The 16,160-nt window shown below is 71.9% G+C and carries 15 protein-coding genes; 8 read left to right on the top strand and 7 right to left on the bottom strand.

Going from position 1 to position 16,160, the window contains the following annotated elements; all coding sequences use genetic code 11:
• Positions 1 to 649: 649 nt before the first annotated feature.
• Positions 650 to 1,042 (bottom strand): rodlin, encoded by a 393-nt coding sequence (locus ACFV9D_RS22775; RefSeq protein WP_385149056.1) that lies wholly within the window; start codon positions 1,040 to 1,042, stop codon positions 650 to 652.
• 242 nt (positions 1,043 to 1,284) lie between these two features.
• On the opposite strand from ACFV9D_RS22775, the gene ACFV9D_RS22770 reads away from it, so the two are divergent.
• The gene (locus tag ACFV9D_RS22770; RefSeq protein ID WP_385149053.1) at positions 1,285 to 4,500 is read left to right on the top strand and encodes a tetratricopeptide repeat protein; all 3,216 of its coding nucleotides are present in this window, start codon (positions 1,285 to 1,287) and stop codon (positions 4,498 to 4,500) included.
• Positions 4,501 to 4,776: 276 nt separating this feature from the next.
• Here ACFV9D_RS22770 and ACFV9D_RS22765 read toward each other — a convergent pair whose 3' ends face one another.
• Together ACFV9D_RS22765 and mca are read right to left on the bottom strand one after the other, a co-directional pair.
• The gene (locus ACFV9D_RS22765; protein ID WP_385149050.1) at positions 4,777 to 5,013 is read right to left on the bottom strand and encodes a hypothetical protein; all 237 of its coding nucleotides are present in this window, start codon (positions 5,011 to 5,013) and stop codon (positions 4,777 to 4,779) included.
• Entirely contained in the window at positions 5,006 to 5,887 is an 882-nt protein-coding gene (mca, locus tag ACFV9D_RS22760) for a mycothiol conjugate amidase Mca (RefSeq protein ID WP_385149047.1), read from the bottom strand. The genes ACFV9D_RS22765 and mca overlap by 8 nt, the downstream gene beginning before the upstream one ends.
• 99 nt (positions 5,888 to 5,986) lie before the next feature.
• Here mca and ACFV9D_RS22755 point away from each other — a divergent pair, with 99 nt between their 5' ends.
• Together ACFV9D_RS22755 and greA are read left to right on the top strand one after the other, a co-directional pair.
• Complete coding sequence (locus ACFV9D_RS22755) at positions 5,987 to 6,388, top strand: DUF4307 domain-containing protein (protein WP_385149043.1); 402 nt, start codon at positions 5,987 to 5,989, stop codon at positions 6,386 to 6,388.
• Between the two features lie 190 nt (positions 6,389 to 6,578).
• A complete protein-coding gene (gene greA, locus ACFV9D_RS22750) occupies positions 6,579 to 7,076 on the top strand; it encodes a transcription elongation factor GreA (protein ID WP_385149040.1) in 498 nt (165 codons plus the stop codon).
• 73 nt (positions 7,077 to 7,149) lie between these two features.
• On the opposite strand, the gene ACFV9D_RS22745 is transcribed toward greA, so the two are convergent.
• The 3 genes from ACFV9D_RS22745 to ilvA form a co-directional block, all read right to left on the bottom strand.
• Positions 7,150 to 7,995: an ABC transporter permease gene (locus ACFV9D_RS22745; protein WP_385149037.1), complete on the bottom strand. Its 846-nt coding sequence runs from the start codon at positions 7,993 to 7,995 to the stop codon at positions 7,150 to 7,152.
• A complete protein-coding gene (locus tag ACFV9D_RS22740; protein WP_385149034.1) occupies positions 7,992 to 9,017 on the bottom strand; it encodes an ATP-binding cassette domain-containing protein in 1,026 nt (341 codons plus the stop codon). Before ACFV9D_RS22740 ends, ACFV9D_RS22745 begins: the two co-directional genes overlap by 4 nt.
• A gap of 126 nt (positions 9,018 to 9,143) precedes the next feature.
• Positions 9,144 to 10,373, bottom strand: coding sequence for a threonine ammonia-lyase (ilvA, locus tag ACFV9D_RS22735; protein WP_385149031.1), 1,230 nt, complete (start codon positions 10,371 to 10,373; stop codon positions 9,144 to 9,146).
• Between the two features lie 147 nt (positions 10,374 to 10,520).
• On the opposite strand from ilvA, the gene ACFV9D_RS22730 reads away from it, so the two are divergent.
• The 3 genes from ACFV9D_RS22730 to ACFV9D_RS22720 are packed head-to-tail and all read left to right on the top strand — an operon-like array spanning position 10,521 to position 11,806.
• Positions 10,521 to 11,033, top strand: a complete 513-nt coding sequence (locus ACFV9D_RS22730; protein WP_385149028.1) for a MarR family winged helix-turn-helix transcriptional regulator — start codon at positions 10,521 to 10,523, stop codon at positions 11,031 to 11,033.
• Between the two features lie 45 nt (positions 11,034 to 11,078).
• Entirely contained in the window at positions 11,079 to 11,558 is a 480-nt protein-coding gene (locus tag ACFV9D_RS22725) for a sigma factor-like helix-turn-helix DNA-binding protein (protein ID WP_385149026.1), read from the top strand.
• On the top strand, positions 11,555 to 11,806 hold the full coding sequence (locus ACFV9D_RS22720) for a hypothetical protein (protein ID WP_385149023.1): 252 nt from the start codon (positions 11,555 to 11,557) through the stop codon (positions 11,804 to 11,806). The genes ACFV9D_RS22725 and ACFV9D_RS22720 overlap by 4 nt, the downstream gene beginning before the upstream one ends.
• Before the next feature lie 95 nt (positions 11,807 to 11,901).
• Here the strand turns inward: ACFV9D_RS22720 and ACFV9D_RS22715 are convergent, their stop codons facing one another.
• Positions 11,902 to 13,056 carry a cystathionine gamma-synthase gene (locus tag ACFV9D_RS22715; RefSeq protein WP_385149020.1) on the bottom strand — a complete coding sequence of 385 codons (1,155 nt, stop codon included), beginning with the start codon at positions 13,054 to 13,056 and terminating at the stop codon, positions 11,902 to 11,904.
• Between the two features lie 128 nt (positions 13,057 to 13,184).
• On the opposite strand from ACFV9D_RS22715, the gene ACFV9D_RS22710 reads away from it, so the two are divergent.
• Positions 13,185 to 14,294, top strand: a complete 1,110-nt coding sequence (locus ACFV9D_RS22710) for a hypothetical protein (protein ID WP_385149017.1) — start codon at positions 13,185 to 13,187, stop codon at positions 14,292 to 14,294.
• A gap of 259 nt (positions 14,295 to 14,553) precedes the next feature.
• Complete coding sequence (locus ACFV9D_RS22705) at positions 14,554 to 16,155, top strand: M48 family metallopeptidase (RefSeq protein ID WP_385149014.1); 1,602 nt, start codon at positions 14,554 to 14,556, stop codon at positions 16,153 to 16,155.
• Positions 16,156 to 16,160 lie beyond the last annotated feature (5 nt).

Genomic DNA, 16,160 nt, shown 5'->3' with positions numbered 1-16,160 from the left:
AGGGTGGGCCGCACCGGAACAGCCATGGTCGATGTTGACTGCATACGCCGCCGCCCTGATCACGGACGCGGCCTCGTGCTGCCGCATCTCTTGCTTGACAGGTCTGCGGTCGTCGAACTCATCCAGGTACGCGGCGTGGCTCTCCCCTTTCTGGCGACGGCCACCCCGATCAGGGGGCATCCTTCCGCGCCCGCCAAGAGGTCAAGTCGTGCGTGGTGAGCCCGTACGCGCTGCGTAGTTGCTCGAACTCGTATTGGAATTGGTCCGCTTGGCCGGGCCTCAGCCCGGATCCTGGGCGAGCCTCCCACTGCTGGATCCAGGGGATCAGTTCCTGGATGCCGATCAGGAGGGGGTGATCCGGTATGCGCTCGGATAAGGCTGCTGGTGGTGCGCGCGGGCCAACTCCAGCAGGACGCGCACACGGTCTGCCTCGTTCCAGCCGGACCAGCCGAGGAGCAGGCCCTGGCCAGCGACAACGGCGTCGGGATAGGAGATGAAGCGTTCCCGGGGCCATCCTCGCGCACACGGGGAAACACCGCCCGTACGCCACGGGTCGGCGGCCCACGATCGGGGCAGGGATACGGGAAACGGCCCCGTTCCTCGCACTGGCTCTGCGAGGAACGGGGCCGCCTCAGCGGAACAGGTGGCGTCAGCCGCCGACGTTCCCGTTCTGGGAGAGGACCTCGCCCAGGATGTGCGACAGGGCGTCGTCGCCCTTCTGCTGCACGGAGTTCTGGGTGCAGGTCTGGTTCGACATCGGGTTGCCGAGGACGTCCTGGACGGCGACCGGGACGGCGATGACGCCGACCGGGACCTGCGCCTGGATCTTCTGGATGTCGAAGCAGTGCAGGACGCCACCGTTGATGAGGCCGAAGTTCGGGCTCAGGTGGCCACCGGTGGAGTTGCTGCCGATCGACTGCTTCGACTGGTTGCCGATGATGTTGGCGCTGCCGCCGTCGTTGCCGGCCGCCATCGCCGTCGTCGCGGACATACCGGCGACCGTGGCCGCAACCGCTGCCGTAGCAAGAACCTTCTTGATCACGAGTCTTCCTTCTTGAGCTCGAGGGCCCTGGAACGCTCCGTTAGCCGAAGCACGCTGATCAACTGCCCGAAAAAGGATTGGTTCCGGGTCGTCACCCGGACGCGGTATTCAGCAGATGAACGCCATCGGACGCCGTGTCGAGGGGCAGGCGTTCGGTACGTCGATCGCCCCGCTCCCTCGCGCCGACGCGCGTCACGCAGGACACTTGTGCCCGGAAGCGAAGCTCTCGGAGGGGGACGCACATGCGGGACAGCCACCGGGCCGACGCCGAGCGGCTGTTGGCACGCGCCGTGGAGGAGGAGGTGCGGCGCTCCGGGGGCCGCTCCGACGCCACGGCGCTGCTGGCGCGCGGCCGGGCCGCGCTGGACACCATGGCGGCGGGTGCGGGCGAGGAGTACACGGCCTATCTGCGGGCGCTGGAGGAGTCGGAGGCGGGGCAGAAGTCCCTGGCGGATCGGTTCAGCAGACAGGCCGTGGGAACTCCCGCCCTGGTCACGGCCGTCGCCGCCGCCGCGGCCTTCGGCGCGGACCTGGCGCTCGGCACGGCCGCCGGGACGGCCCTGGGCGCCGGGGCCGTGGTGGCGGTGGCGGGCGCGGCGGCGACCGTCCTGAAGGTGACCGCCGCGCACTGGCCCGCCGCGCACCGCCGCGCGGGCGCGCTCGGCCAGCCGGGCGGGCCCGAACAGCTGCGGCTGCAGTGGCTGACGGCGCTGGAGGTACGGGGCGTGCGACCGTTCCTCGACCAGCAGCGCGTCCTGCTCGCGAGCACGCAGAAGCCGCCGCAGAAGGTCGTGGCGCAACTGCGCGGCGCGGACCGCAGCGCGGCGGCCCGCCGGCGGACCGTACTGGAGCAGTCCTTCGGCCATCTGCCGGACCCCGGAGGGCCGTTCGCGGGGAGGCGCGCCGAGCTGGCCCAGATCACCCAGTGGGTGCAGGCGGGCCGGGCGTCGACGCAGACCCGGCCGACGGTCGTGATGCTGCACGGGGAGCCGGGCTCGGGCCGCACGACACTGGCCGTACGGGCGGCGCACGCGCTGCGGGACCAGTTCCGCGGGGCGTGCGTGGTGGACCTGCGCGGCGGCGGGACGCGCGGCGAGAAGCCGCTGTCGACCCGGGAGGCGCTGCTGCATCTGCTGAACCGGCTGGGCGCGCCGCGCGAGCAGCTGCTGTTCCGCGAGCGGTCGTCGGCGGATCAACAGGTGCGCCGGCTGGCGGAGTTGTACCACCAGCATCTGACCGGGCTGCCGGTGACGGTGATCCTCGACGACGCGGTGGAGGCGGAGCAGATCCGTACGCTGCTGCCCGAGCGTTCGGACAGCCTGGTCCTGGTCACCTGCCGGGAGCCGCTGGACCTGGGGGCCGAGGCGCCCGCGTCCGTGCACCGGCTGCCGGTGGCGGCGCTGGACGCGGCGGGGGCGGAGGAGCTGCTGCGGGAGGCGGCTGAGGAGCCGGACCCCGGCCCGTACGACTCCGAGGCCTTCGACCGGATCCGGGAGCTGTGCGGCGGGCTGCCGCTGGCGCTGCGGGTCGCCGGTTCCTCGCTGGGCCGCCGCTCGATGACCGACCTCGCGCAGCTGCTCGGCCGCCCGGACTGGGGGCCGTCTCCCCTCGAACGGGCGCTTTCCGTACGGTACTTCACCGATCTCGACGAGGACGGCAGGCGGCTGCTGCGCCGGCTCGCGCTCGCCGGGCGGGCCTCGCTGGGCGCGGCGGCGGCCGGTGCGCTGCTCGGCGGGAACGGTCAGGACGGGGCCCGGCTGCTGCCGGAGCTGTCCCGGGCCGGTCTCCTCGACCACGTCAGGGGGGAGCGCTACCGGCTGCACGACTCCGTGCGCGGCTTCGCGGCGGCCCGGCTCCAGGACGAGGAGGACGCGGCGGAGATCGCGGCGGCACAGGAGCGACTGATCCAGAACTACGCGGAGCTCGCGGACGCGGTGATCCGGATGGTCGACGGCAAGATGTCGACCCGCGCGGACCGGTTCGGCGGGCACGGGTTCGGGTCCCTGGACGCGGCCCTGCGCTGGCTGGACGACGAGTCGAGCTTCATCACGGCGGCGCTGCGGCACGCCGAGGGCGTCGACCAGCAGACCGTACTGAATCTGCTCGGCGCGCTCTGCGACTACTGCCTGCTGCGCGGCGACCTGTACCGACTGGGCGAGATCAACGAGCTGACCGACGCGGTCGGGCAGGGGCTGCTGTCCCGGTCCGTGCAGTGGCGGACCGGTATCGCGGCCCGCCAGCTCGGCGAGCTCGACAAGGCGCGCACCACGCTGACCTCGGTGGTCTCGCTCTACCAGGAGGCACACCAGGACGCGGGGGCCGCGCTCGCGCTCTGCTCGCTCGGGATCACGCTGCACCACCAGGGCAATCTGACGGAGGCGTCGGCGAAGCTGCGGGAGGCGCTGGTGCTCCAGGAGCCGGAGTCGCTGGCCGCCGACCGGGGCTGGACCCTGCACGCCCTGGCGGCCGTGGAGCGGGACCGGGCGAACCTGGCCGAGGCGCTGGCCATGCTGCACGCGGCCCTGGAGCTGCACCGGGAGAACGAGTCCCTGCACGGCGAAGCCTGGGCGCACTTCCAGCTGGGCCAGGTGTGCCTGCGCATGGGCGACGTGGAGCGGGCCGACGCCGAGCTGCGCGCGGCCCTCGACCAGTACGGCCGGACCCGCGACGGGCGCGGCGAGGCGTGGGCGCTGACGCAGCTGGCCCGCGCCCGGCTCGTCGAGGGCGAGGTGGGGCCGGCGGTCGACGGCCTGCGGCAGGCGCTCTCCCGCCATCGCGACCAGGAGGACGCGCGGGGCGAGGCCTGGACGCTGTACTACCTGGGGCACGCGCTCGAGGAGCGCGGCGACCTGGATCAGGCAGTACGGGAGCTGGAGCGGGCGCGCACGATGTTCTCCCGGATGCGGGACGTGTACGGGCTCGCGTGCGCCCGGCACCACTCGGGCCGGGTCACCCGCGACCAGCGCGCGGCCCAGACCGGGAACCTCCGCAATTCCGGCTTCGCCCGGCAGCTCCTGGTCGACGCCCGGGCGGACTTCCACCGGATCGGCGTGGCCCACGGTGAGGCCTGGACCTGTCTGGAGCTGGCGATCGTCGACGCCGGGAACGGCAAGGTCGCGCAGGCCCTGGAGCTGTGCGGGGAGGCGGCCGGGCTCTTCCTGTCGTACGACGACCGGCGGGGCGCCGACTGGGCCGGCTTCCTGCGCTGCACGCTGCTCCCGTACGCCTCGCCGGGCGGGGCGGAGGTGGGCACGGTCGTCGCCCAGGAGGAGCTGAGCCGGCTGATCGAGGACCGCCACCCGACGCGGGACGGAAAGCTGGAGGACTGCGCGGAGGCGTACGCCCTGGTCCTGGAACGGGGCGTCCAGCTCGACGCGGGCTGGCAGGCCTGGGACCTGGGCATGGTCCCGAACCGCCACGCCCGCGAGGTGATGGGCGTCCCGGTGGAGGTGGGGTGAGCCGGGCACGGCCGGCGCGGGGGCCGCGCTGGCCGGAGGCGGCCGGCGGAGCCCGGCGCGGGTAGCGCCGGGGCGGCGCCGGCCCCGGGAACGCCGTGCAGCCGCGCTGACGGCCCGGCGCCGCAGCCGCGGGACGCCGCAGACCGGGCGGGGGACGCCACACCGCGGGCGCGGGGACGCCGCAGCGCGTGCGCGGGGACGCCACAGACCGGGCGGGGGGACGCCGCGGCGCGGGCTCTCGCCTTTCGGGAGAGCCCGCGCGCGGCGGCGGGCCGGCTACTCCTGCGAGGCCGGCTTCGCGGCCTTCGTCGGTGCCTTCGGGGCCTCGGTCTCCTCGAAGGAGACCTTGCCCATGTGGCGGTTCATCGACTTCATCAGCATCCAGACGGCCACGGCCATCACGGCGAAGACGACGAAACCGAGTACGCCGGGGGTCACCTTGTTCTTGTCCAGCTCTTCGGCGGCGAAGGGGACAAGCTGGGTCAGTGCCAGGTGTGCGCTCATGTCAGGCATTGTCGCGGATGCCCGCGAAGAGGTCGTCCTCGGGGAGGGAGGTCGGCACCAGCGACTTGCTGAGCTCGTACTCCTCCGTCGGCCAGACCTCCTTCTGGATCTCCATGGGCACGCGGAACCAGCCACCGTCCGGGTCGATCTGCGTACGGTGGGCGATCAGCGCCTTGTCGCGGATCTCGTAGAACTCCGCGCACGGGACGTGCGTGGTCAGGATCCGCTCCGTGCGCTCGAACTCGTCCCAGCGCTTCAGCCAGTCGCCGTACGGCGACTCCATGCCCCGGTCGAGGAGCGCCTGGTGCAGGGCCTCGGTGCGGGGACGGTTGAAGCCCTGGTTGTAGTAGAGCTTCTGCGGCTGGAACGCCGGGCCGAACTCGGCCTCCGGGTACTTCTCGGTGTCCGCGGCGCCGTCGAAGGCCACCATCGTGATCTTGTGGGTCATGATGTGGTCGGGGTGCGGGTAGCCGCCGTTCTCGTCGTAGGTCGTGATGACCTGCGGACGGAACGAGCGGATCTTGCGGACCAGCTCGCCGGCGGCCGTGTCGACGTCCTCCAGGGCGAAGCAGCCCTCGGGCAGCGGCGGCAGCGGGTCGCCCTCCGGCAGGCCGGAGTCGACGAAGCCCAGCCACTCCTGCTCGACGCCGAGGATCTCGCGGGCCTCGTCCATCTCCTTGCGGCGCACCTCGTGGATGTTCGCCTCGATGTAGGCGTCACCCTGGAGCTTGGGGTTGAGGATGGAGCCGCGCTCGCCGCCCGTGCACGTGACCACGAGCACGTCCACCCCCTCGGACACATACTTGGCCATCGTTGCCGCGCCCTTGCTCGACTCGTCGTCGGGGTGGGCGTGAACGGCCATCAGTCGCAGCTGCTCAGTCAAGACTCGATCCTCAGTGATTCGTCGCGGAGGCAGGTCTCTATAGTGACGGAACCGGGGGGCGGAAAATTCCGGGTGCCCCCGGCGGCGAGAGGAACGGTCATGAGCGCGGTGCGAGAGCAGCTGCCCGAGGGGCGCTACGGCGGCTCCGCGGACGAGCGCGCCGACCGCAAGCTCAAGGTCGCCGGCGCCGTGCTCGGCGTGCTGTTCCTCGGCGTGATGGGCTGGTTCGGCTGGCACTACGTGATCGACAGCAGGATCAGCGCCGAGATGATCAAGTTCGACGTGGTGAGCGACACCGAGGTGCAGGTGCACCTGGAGGTGCGCAAGGACGTCGACGTCACGGGCGTCTGCACGCTGCGCTCGCGGTCCGAGGACGGTGCCGAAGTCGGCCGCAAGGACGTCCGCGTCGACGAGGCCGCCGACCGCGTGGACCAGGTCTGGACGATCCGGACCACCGCGCGGGCGACCAGCGCCGAGCTCGTGGGGTGTACCGCGCAGTAGCGGTGGGTAGGGACGGGGTGGTGTGTCGAACTCCGCTTCCCACGCTGACCTGGGGTGACGCCATCTTGATGGTTTATGTCCTCCCCCTTTTCGCCACTAATTGTTAGGCTCGTGGTTTCGCCCGCCCAGGAAGGACAATCCTTCTGGGTAGGGCGATGCTTTGTATTCCCAGTACCTACGAGGAGCACCTGTGACCCAGACCAGCGACAACGTCACCTGGCTCACCCAGGAGGCGTACAACCAGCTCAGGGCCGAGCTGGAGTACCTGTCTGGTCCCGCGCGAACCGAGATCGCCGCCAAGATCGCCGCGGCGCGCGAGGAGGGCGACCTGCGCGAGAACGGCGGGTACCACGCGGCCAAGGAGGAGCAGGGCAAGCAGGAGCTCCGGGTCCGCCAGCTGACCCAGCTGCTCGAGCACGCCAAGGTCGGCGAGGCGCCGGCGGACGACGGCATCGTCGAGCCCGGCATGGTCGTGACGATCGCCTTCGACGGCGACGAGAACGACACGATGACCTTCCTGCTCGCCTCGCGCGAGTACGCGAGCGACACCATCGAGACGTACTCGCCGCAGTCCCCGCTCGGGGTCGGCGTCAACGGCAAGAAGGCCGGCGAGGACGCCGAGTACGAGCTGCCGAACGGCAAGAAGGCCACGGTGAAGATCCTCAGCGCCAAGCCGTACACCGGCTGAGCCCGAACCTTCCGCACAAGGGCCGGACCCCCTCGGGGGCCCGGCCCTTGTTCATTGCATGCACATGCAACCATCACGCCGTCGCCGAGCGGTACTTCCGTACCGACAGCGTCCGGAACACCACGATGATCAGCACCGACCAGATGATCGAGGCCCACACCGGGTGCACCATCGGCCATGCGTCGGACGTCGAGACGCCCGGGTTGCCGAACAGGACGCGGCACGCCTGGACGGTCGCGCTGAACGGGTTCCATTCGGCGATGGGCTGCAGCCAGGACGCCATCTGGCTGGAGTCCACGAACGCGATGGAGATGAACGTGACCGGGAAGAGCCAGATCAGGCCGCCCGAGGTCGCCGCCTCCGGGGTGCGGACGGAGAGGCCGATGAGGGCTCCGATCCAGGAGAAGGCGTAACCGAGGAGGAGCAGCAGGGCGAAGGCACCCAGCGCCTTCGGGACACCCTCGTGGATGCGCCAGCCGACCAGCAGCGCGACGATCGCGAGGACCACGACCGTGAGCGCGGTCTGCACCAGGTCGGCCAGGGTGCGGCCGGTGAGGACCGCGCCGCGGGCCATCGGCAGGGAGCGGAAGCGGTCGATGAGGCCCTTGTGCATGTCGTCGGCGATGCCCGCGCCCGCGCCGGCCGTGGCGAAGGTGACCGTCTGGGCGAAGATGCCGGCCATCAGGAACTCGCGGTAGACGACGGGGTCCGTCGTGCCGCCGATGGTCATGGAGCCGCCGAAGACGAAGCTGAAGAGCACCACGAACATGATCGGCTGGATGAGCCCGAAGATGATCATCTCCGGGATCCGCGTCATCCGGATCAGGTTGCGCTTGGCGACGACGAGGGAGTCGCTGATGGACTGGGTGATTCCGCCGCGCGGTTTCGGGGGCGCGACGGCGTCGGTCACTGCGGTCACTTGGCCGCCTCCTTTCTGCCCGTACGGTGCTCTCCGGCACCGGGGTCGCCGTTCTCCTCCTCGGCGGCCTCGGCCGCGTGGCCGGTCAGCGAGATGAAGACGTCGTCGAGGGTGGGGCGGCGCAGACCGATGTCGTCGATCTCGACGCCGACGGTGTCCAGGTCGCGGATGACCTCGGCGAGCAGCTTGGCGCCGCCGGTGACCGGGACGGTGAGCTTGCGGGTGTGGTTCTCGACGGAGACCTCGCCGTGGCCGATGCCCGCCAGGCCGTAGCGCGCGAGGACCTCACGGGCCGGGGGGATCATCTCCGGCTCGTGGACGACGACCTCGACGCGCTCGCCGCCCGTCTGGGCCTTGAGCTCGTCCGAGGTGCCGCGGGCGATGACCTTGCCGTGGTCGATGACGCAGATGTCGTGGGCCAGGTGGTCGGCCTCCTCCAGATACTGGGTCGTCAGGAGCAGGGTCGTACCGCCCGCGACGAGCTCCTGGATGACCTCCCAGAGCGCCTGCCTGTTGCGGGGATCGAGGCCGGTCGTCGGCTCGTCCATGAACATCACGGGGGGCGAGACCACCAGCGCGGCGGCGAGGTCGAGGCGGCGGCGCATGCCGCCGGAGTACGTCTTGGCGGTGCGGTCGGCCGCGTCGGCGAGGTTGAACCGTTCGAGCAGCTCGTCCGCCCGGGCCTTGGCCCGCTTGGCGTTCAACTGGTAGAGCTGACCCACCATCTGGAGGTTCTCGCGCCCCGTCAGGTACTCGTCGACGGCGGCGAACTGGCCGGACAGTCCGATCGAGCGCCGGACCTCGTTGGGGTGCTTCAGGACGTCGATTCCCGCGACGACGGCCTTTCCGCTGTCCGGCTGGAGGAGCGTCGTCAGCACGCGTACCGCGGTGGTCTTCCCCGCGCCGTTCGGGCCGAGCAGGCCCAGGACCGTGCCCTCGGGTACGTCGAGGTCCACGCCGTCCAGAGCTCGTACGTCGCCGAAGGTCTTCACCAGACCTTCGGCGTAGATCGCGCCTGGCATGTGGGTTCTCCCAGGGAATTGGGCGATTTTCCACCCAAGTTTAGGTTTGAACGGCGGTCGCCGCCCACTGAATTTGTGACCTGGTCCACACGCTGACGCGATACATCGCGACCCACAAGGCTGCCGCTACGCCATCACCACGTACCCCGCGTCCCGCAGCGCCGCCTCGACCTCCTCGCAGTGCTCCGGCCCCTTGGTCTCCAGGTGCAGCTCCACCTCCACCTCCGTGAGGCCGAGCCGCGGATCGGTCCGTACATGACCCACGTCGAGGACGTTCGCGTCGACCTCCGACAGCACCCGGAGCAGGTTCGCCAGCACGCCCGGCCGGTCCGTCACCCGCAGCCGCAGGCTCAGATAGCGGCCCCCGGCCGCCATGCCGTGGCGCAGGATCCGCTGCATCAGCAGCGGATCCACGTTCCCGCCGGACAGCACCGCGACGACCGGGCCCGCGAACGCCTTCGGGTCGCTCAGGAGAGCCGCCACCGGGCTCGCGCCGGCCGGCTCGACCACCAGCTTCGCCCGCTCCAGGCAGAGCAGCAGCGCCGAGGAGAGCGCGTCCTCGGAGACCGTGCGGATCTCGTCGACGAACTCCTGGACGATCGCGAAGGGCACGTCGCCCGGGCGCCCCACCTTGATCCCGTCCGCCATCGTCACCGGCGACCCGATCGCGACCGGGTGCCCGGCGGCCAGCGACGGCGGGTAGGCGGCCGCGCCCTCCGCCTGCACCCCGATCACCTTCACGTCCGGCCGGACCGACTTCACCGCGAGCCCGATGCCGGCCACGAGACCGCCGCCGCCGACGCCGACGAGGATCGTGCGGACCTCCGGGCACTGCTCCAGGATCTCCAGGCCGACGGTGCCCTGTCCGGCGATGATGTCCGGGTGGTCGAAGGGGTGGATGAACACCGCGCCGGTCTCCGCCGCGTACTCCTCCGCCGCCGCCAGCGTCTCGTCCACGACATGGCCGTGCAGCCGAACATCGGCGCCGTACTCCCGGGTCGCCGCGACCTTCGGCAGCGGGGCGCCGACCGGCATGAAGACCGTGGAGTGCACCCCGAGGAGCGCGGAGGCGAGCGCGACCCCCTGCGCGTGGTTCCCAGCCGAGGCGGCCACGACGCCGGCCGCCCGCTGCTCGGGCCGCAGCCCGGAGATCCGTACGTACGCGCCGCGCAGCTTGAACGAACCCGTTCGTTGAAGGTTCTCGCACTTGAGGTGGACCGGGGCCCCCACCAGCGAGGACAGATACCGGCTGCCCTCCAACGCCGTCACTCTGGCCACCCCGGAGAGCATCTTCTGCGCACCGCGCACATCGTCGAGGATCAGATGGTGCAAGGGGTCTGGCCTACGGAAGCTCATGACAGCAAGTCTCGCAGCTCACGGGCCCCGTGGCCGCCCGGGCGGTGGGCGTCGCAGCGGGTTTGCGCAGCGCCGGTACGGACCCCCACAGGTCCGCGTACTCTGTCCCCCACCAACCGACCACCGCACGAGAGAGCCCCCACAGCCATGCCCACATCTCAGGACATGACGACTGAGCTTGACCCCGGTCTCCTCGATGCCCTCCAGCACCAGGTGGCCGTCTTCGCCCGCCGGGCCGAACAGACCCGTCTCGGCGGCACCGGTCAGCTCCGCAACTCGATGGACCGAGCGGCTTATCTCCTTCTGAACCGGCTCGACCAGGAGGGTCCGATGGGGGTCAAGGCGCTCGCGGCGGGCATGGGCATCGACTCGTCCACCGTCACCCGCCAGGTCGCCCCGCTCGTCGACACCGGCCTCGTCAAGCGCACCTCGCACCCCGAGGACGGGCGCGCCGTCGTGCTCCAGCTCTCCCCGCGCGGCCTTGCCCGCCTGGAGGAGGTCCGGGCCTCCCGCCGCGAGCTGATGGCCCAGGTGACGGACGGCTGGACGGCGGCCGAGCGCGAGTCGTTCTGCACGCTGCTCACCCGCTTCAACTCGGCCTTGTCGGCGCGCCAGTCGGGCCTGCCGCCGGCCGCCGACACGGAGTCCGCATCCGGCTGACGCCGACCTCTTGACCCCGGCCGCGCCCTGTCCTCATATGAGGACGTGCGAGACCGACGAGACGGTCAGGGAGGCGAACAGCGCCACCGCACCCCGCAGTTCGAGGCGTTCGTGGCGGGGGCGGCGGGGCGGCTGATGCATGCCGCGACGCTGCTCACCGCCGAGACCCGCGCCCGCAACCCGCGCGCCCAGGCGCTGCTGACCGCCTCCCTCGCCCACACCTACGCGCACTGGGACCGGCTGCGCGGCGAGGATCCCTACGACCGCACCCGCGCCGACCTCGCCGCCCGCTTCGCCCGCACCTCCTGGCGGCACCACCGCGGCCGGGGCGGTGTCCTCGCCGCGCTCACCCCGCAGGAACGTCTCGTCGTGGTGCTCCGGCTGTACGAGGGGGTGGCCGAGGAGCAGACCGCGGCCCTGCTCGGGCTGCCGGAGGAACGGGTCCGTGCCATCTGCGCCCGCTCCGTCGCCGCCCTGCGGGACCGAAGAGACCGGCGGGACCCTCCGGGGAGGGTCGCCTCATGACCCGCCACGAGCGCAAGGAGGACGAGGTCCGGCGGATGCTCGAGAGCCCGCACCCACAGGTCCCCGGCGACCTGGCCGCGCGGGCCGTCGAGCGCGGGACCCGGCTCCTGCACCGCGACCGTGCGCTGCGCCGGGCCCTGTGGGCGCTGCTCGCCGCGGCCGTGCTCGCCTTCGTGGTGTGGGCGTCGGTGGCCGAGCCCTGGCACGTCCCTCCGGCGAAGACCACGCCACCGCTCGAAGGCTGGTGACGACGGTCCTAGTAGCCCGAGTCGCGTTGCGCCGAGCTGCGCAGCGCCGGCCGGGCGCCCCGGTGAGGAGCGCCCGGCGGCGGTAGCGGTAGTGGCTAGCCCAGCGCCTGGCGCAGGTCGGCCAGCAGGTCGTCCACGTTCTCGATGCCCACCGAGAGACGGACCAGGTCCGCCGGGACCTCCAGGGCCGAGCCCGCCACGCTCGCGTGCGTCATCCGGCCCGGGTGCTCGATCAGCGACTCCACACCGCCCAGAGACTCACCCAGCGTGAACAGCTTCGCGCGGTTGCAGACCTCGACGGCCGCCTCCTCGCCGCCCACGACACGGAAGGAGATCATCCCGCCGAACGCCTTCATCTGCTTGGCGGCGATCTCGTGCCCCGGGTGTTCCGGCAGACCCGGGTACAGGACCTGGGTGACCTTCGGGTGCTGGGTCAGCATCTCGGCGACCTTGCCCGCGTTCTCGCTGTGCCGGTCCATACGGACGGCGAGCGTCTTGATGCCGCGCAGCACGATCCACGAGTCGAACGGACCGGCGACCGCGCCCATCGCGTTCTGGTGGTACGCCAGTTCCTCGCCGAGCGCCTCGTCGGCCGTCACGAGCGCGCCGCCGACGACGTCCGAGTGGCCGCCCATGTACTTCGTCAGCGAGTGCACGACGACGTCCGCGCCGAGCGACAGCGGCTGCTGGAGGTAGGGCGAGGCGAAGGTGTTGTCGACGACCAGCTTGGCGCCCGCCGTACGGGCCACGTCCGCGACCGCCGCGATGTCGGTGATGCCGAGCAGCGGGTTCGACGGGGTCTCGACCCAGATCACCTTCGTACGGTCGTTGACCGCGTCGCGCACGGACTCGACGTCGGAGGTGTCGGCCACCGAGAAGTCCACGCCCCAGCGCTGGACGACCTTGGCGAAGAGCCGGAAGGTGCCGCCGTAGGCGTCGTTGGGGATGACCACGTGGTCGCCGGGGGCCAGCAGCGTCCGCAGCAGGCAGTCCTCGGCGGCGAGACCGGAGGCGAAGGCGAGACCGCGCCGGCCGCCCTCCAGAGCCGCGAGGTTCTCCTCGAGGGCCGTACGGGTGGGGTTGGCGCTGCGGCTGTACTCGTAACCGCCGCGCAGCCCACCGACGCCGTCCTGCTTGTAGGTGGACACCTGGTAGATGGGCGGGACGACCGCGCCGGTCAGCGGGTCGGCCGTGTTGCCCGCGTGGATGGCGCGGGTCTCGAAGCTCTGGTGCGTGTGCTCGTCGCTCATGAGGCAGGAGCGTAGTCCTGAGCACGGCCCCGCGCCGCCCACCGTCTCATCGGGTGTCTCATCCCGTGGCGCACCCGGTGGCTCACGGGCCGCACGGGGGTTCATCGGGTGTCCTGGACAATGGACGCATGGAGATTCTCTGGTTCCTGCTCGCGATGGGGCTGCTGTTCGCGGTCCTCGCTCCGTATCTGCGGCGCCGCCGGTCCGGTGTCGGTATCCGGCAGGTGGCACCCGGCTCGCCGGACGCCGCGGACCCCGAGGCGTACGGCTTCGTACGCCAGGAGCAGCAGGACGTACGGATGCCGGGACCGGACCGCGACCTGCTCGACGTCCTCGACGTGGTCCAGGCGACCCAGGACTGGCGGGCGGCGTCGCAGCTCCTCTCCGGCACCGAGAAGGAGGGCGAGGTCCGCTGGCAGCGCGTCCAGGCGTTCGCGGGCGCCGCCTCCCTGGAACTCCAGCAGAAGCCCGGCGTCGGAGGGGCGTGGCTGCGCGCCTGGCGTGCCGACTCGCCCAAGGACCCGGGCGGTGCCGCCGTGCACGCCGAGTTCCTGGTGCAGCAGGCCTGGCGCTCCTCCGCGGCCGGCACCGACGACTTCCGGATCATCCTCGAAGAGGCGAAGAAGGTCGCCGAGGAGGCGGCGCTGCTCGCGCCCGGCGACCCCGTCCCGTACATCGTGCAGCTCGCCGTCGCCCGCGGACTCGGCTACAGCCACGAGGAGTTCGACCAGGTCTGGGCGAAGATCATCGACCGCGCCCCGCAGCACATGGGGGCGCACCTGGCCGCCCTGCACTACTGGTGCGAGAAGTGGCACGGCTCGCGCGAGGACGCCGACCGCTTCGCGACGGCGGCCGCGGCCCGCGCCCCGCAGGGTTCGCTGCTCGCCGCGCTGCCGCTGTTCGCGGTGTACGAGCACCTGCCCGAGATCGTCCTCGTCCAGGACTTCTTCCGGACCGAGGTGGTCGCGAAGGCGATGGAGGGCGCGCTGTACGCGGTCCACTCGGCCCGCCAGGACGACCCGATGCTCGCCCACGTCCGTCATCTGCTCGTGCTCTTCCTGGTCCGCGGCGAGCGCTGGTCCGAGGCGATGCACCAACTCGTGCACGTGGACGGCCACGTCGGCGCGCTGCCGTGGACGCTGAGCACCGACCCGGCCGCGGAGTACACGGTGTTCCGGAACCTGGCGGTGGCCGGGTACGAGGCGAACGGCGGGAGCCCGGCGACGCTGCCGCGGTAGCCGTCGGGTCGTTGTCGGGTAGCCATCGGGTCGTTGTCGGGTAGCCGACGCGTCGCCGCCGGGTGGCGTCGCCGTCGGGTGCGTCGCCGTCGGGTAGCCGTCGGTACGAGAGGGGTCCGTCCCGAACGGACCCCTTTTTCGTCCAAGAGCCCAGGTCGGGCGGGCTTTTCCGGTGGACGGCACACGCGTCGATGGGTGATACTCCGCTTCCCCCCACAGCTCGCCCGCTCACCTTTTCTCCGTGGGGGAACTCTGCCCGATGGGCGCTTCTCTGCGCGCGCTGCGCGCCCTCATGCTGCTTGCCGGCTTCTATCTCCTCGGCTTCGCCGTGCTGGCCGTGCTCGGTCTCGTCGACTGGGCCGCCACGCTCTGGGCCCCCGGTCCCTGGGCCCTCAAGTTCTACGTCGTCACCGCCGTCCTCGCGGTCCCCGTCGTCCGCGGCATGCTCATGCTGCGGACCCCCAGGGACGAGATCACCACGGGCGTCCTCGTCACCGAGGCGGACGAGCCACGGCTGTGGCGGACCGTACGGGAGCTGGCCGCGCAGGTCGGTACCCGGGCGCCGGACGAGATCCGGCTGACCGGCGAGGTCAACGCCGCCGTCAGCGAGGACTCCCGGCTCCTCGGCCTGCTGGGCGGCCGGCGCCGCCTCTATCTGGGCCTTCCGCTCATGGCCGGGCTCTCCGACGCACAGCTGCGGGCCGTCCTCGCCCATGAGTTCGGGCACTTCACCCACGCCGACACCCGCCTCTCCGGCATCACCGCCCGCAGCCGCGTCCAGGTCGAGCGGACCGTCGCGCACTTCGCGGAGAAGGCCGGCGGCAAGGTCGCCAAGGAGCGGGCGCGGCAGGAGAAGAAGGCCGCGAAGCGGATCGCCAAGGGCAAGACGGCCCATGAGATCGACACGACCGGTGTGGGCTTCACCTTCCGCACGATGGCGAGGGTCTACACCGCCTACGGGCGGTTCACCCTGCGGGCCACCCAGGCCGACTCGCGCCGCCAGGAGCTCGCCGCCGACCGCGCGGCGGCCCGGATCGCCGGCCGGGACGCGACCGCGTCCGCGCTGCGCGAGATCGCCGTCGTGGAGGCGGCCAACGGTTTCTTCCTCGACCGCTACGCGACGCTGGGCGCCGAGTTCGGGCTGCTGCCCCCGCACGGCGAGGTCATCGGCGGCGTACGGCATCTGCTCGCCGCGCGCGAGGAGGAGCTGGACGACCTGCGGCACGACCTGCCGACGCACCCCGCCTCCCCCTACGATTCCCACCCGCCGATGGCCGAGCGCGTCGCCCTCCTCGAAGCCCTCCCCGACGACGGCCTCGGCGCGCGGCCGTCGCACCCCTCGCTGTCCCTACTCGGCTCGCCCGAACGCTCACTCGCCGCGGTGGAGGACGTCGCGCTCACGGCGGACGCGCTGCGGATGCGCCGGGTGGAGTGGGCGGACCTGGTCCACGAGTCGATGAGCGCGCGTTCCGTGGCCGAGGCCGAGCCGGTGCGGCGCGCGACGGCCGAGGTGACCGGGGCCCTGGACAGCCCGCTCGACGCGCTCCTGGACGCCATCGACGCCGGAAAGGCCTGGGAGATCGCCGACCGGCTCCCCAAGTCCGAACAGGCCGCCGCCGCGACCGGCCGCGCCGCCCGCGAGTTCGCCCGCCCGATACTGCGGCGGGGGCTGTCCGGGCTGGTGACGGGCGCGCTCACCGAGGACGGCCGGGCACGCTGGGAATTCTCCTGGTCATCCCCGGCGCGCCTGCGGCTGCCGCCGGGCTACGCGGACGACCTCCCGGCGGCCCTGGACGCGGCGGTCGCGGACCGCGCGGACACGGAGCCGCTGCGAAAGCTGCTCACGCCCCGAACCCCCTGACCCCT

This window comes from Streptomyces sp. NPDC059875 (assembly GCF_042731085.1).
Classification (GTDB): domain Bacteria; phylum Actinomycetota; class Actinomycetes; order Streptomycetales; family Streptomycetaceae; genus Streptomyces.
This window is presented reverse-complemented; position numbering and strand designations above follow the sequence as displayed.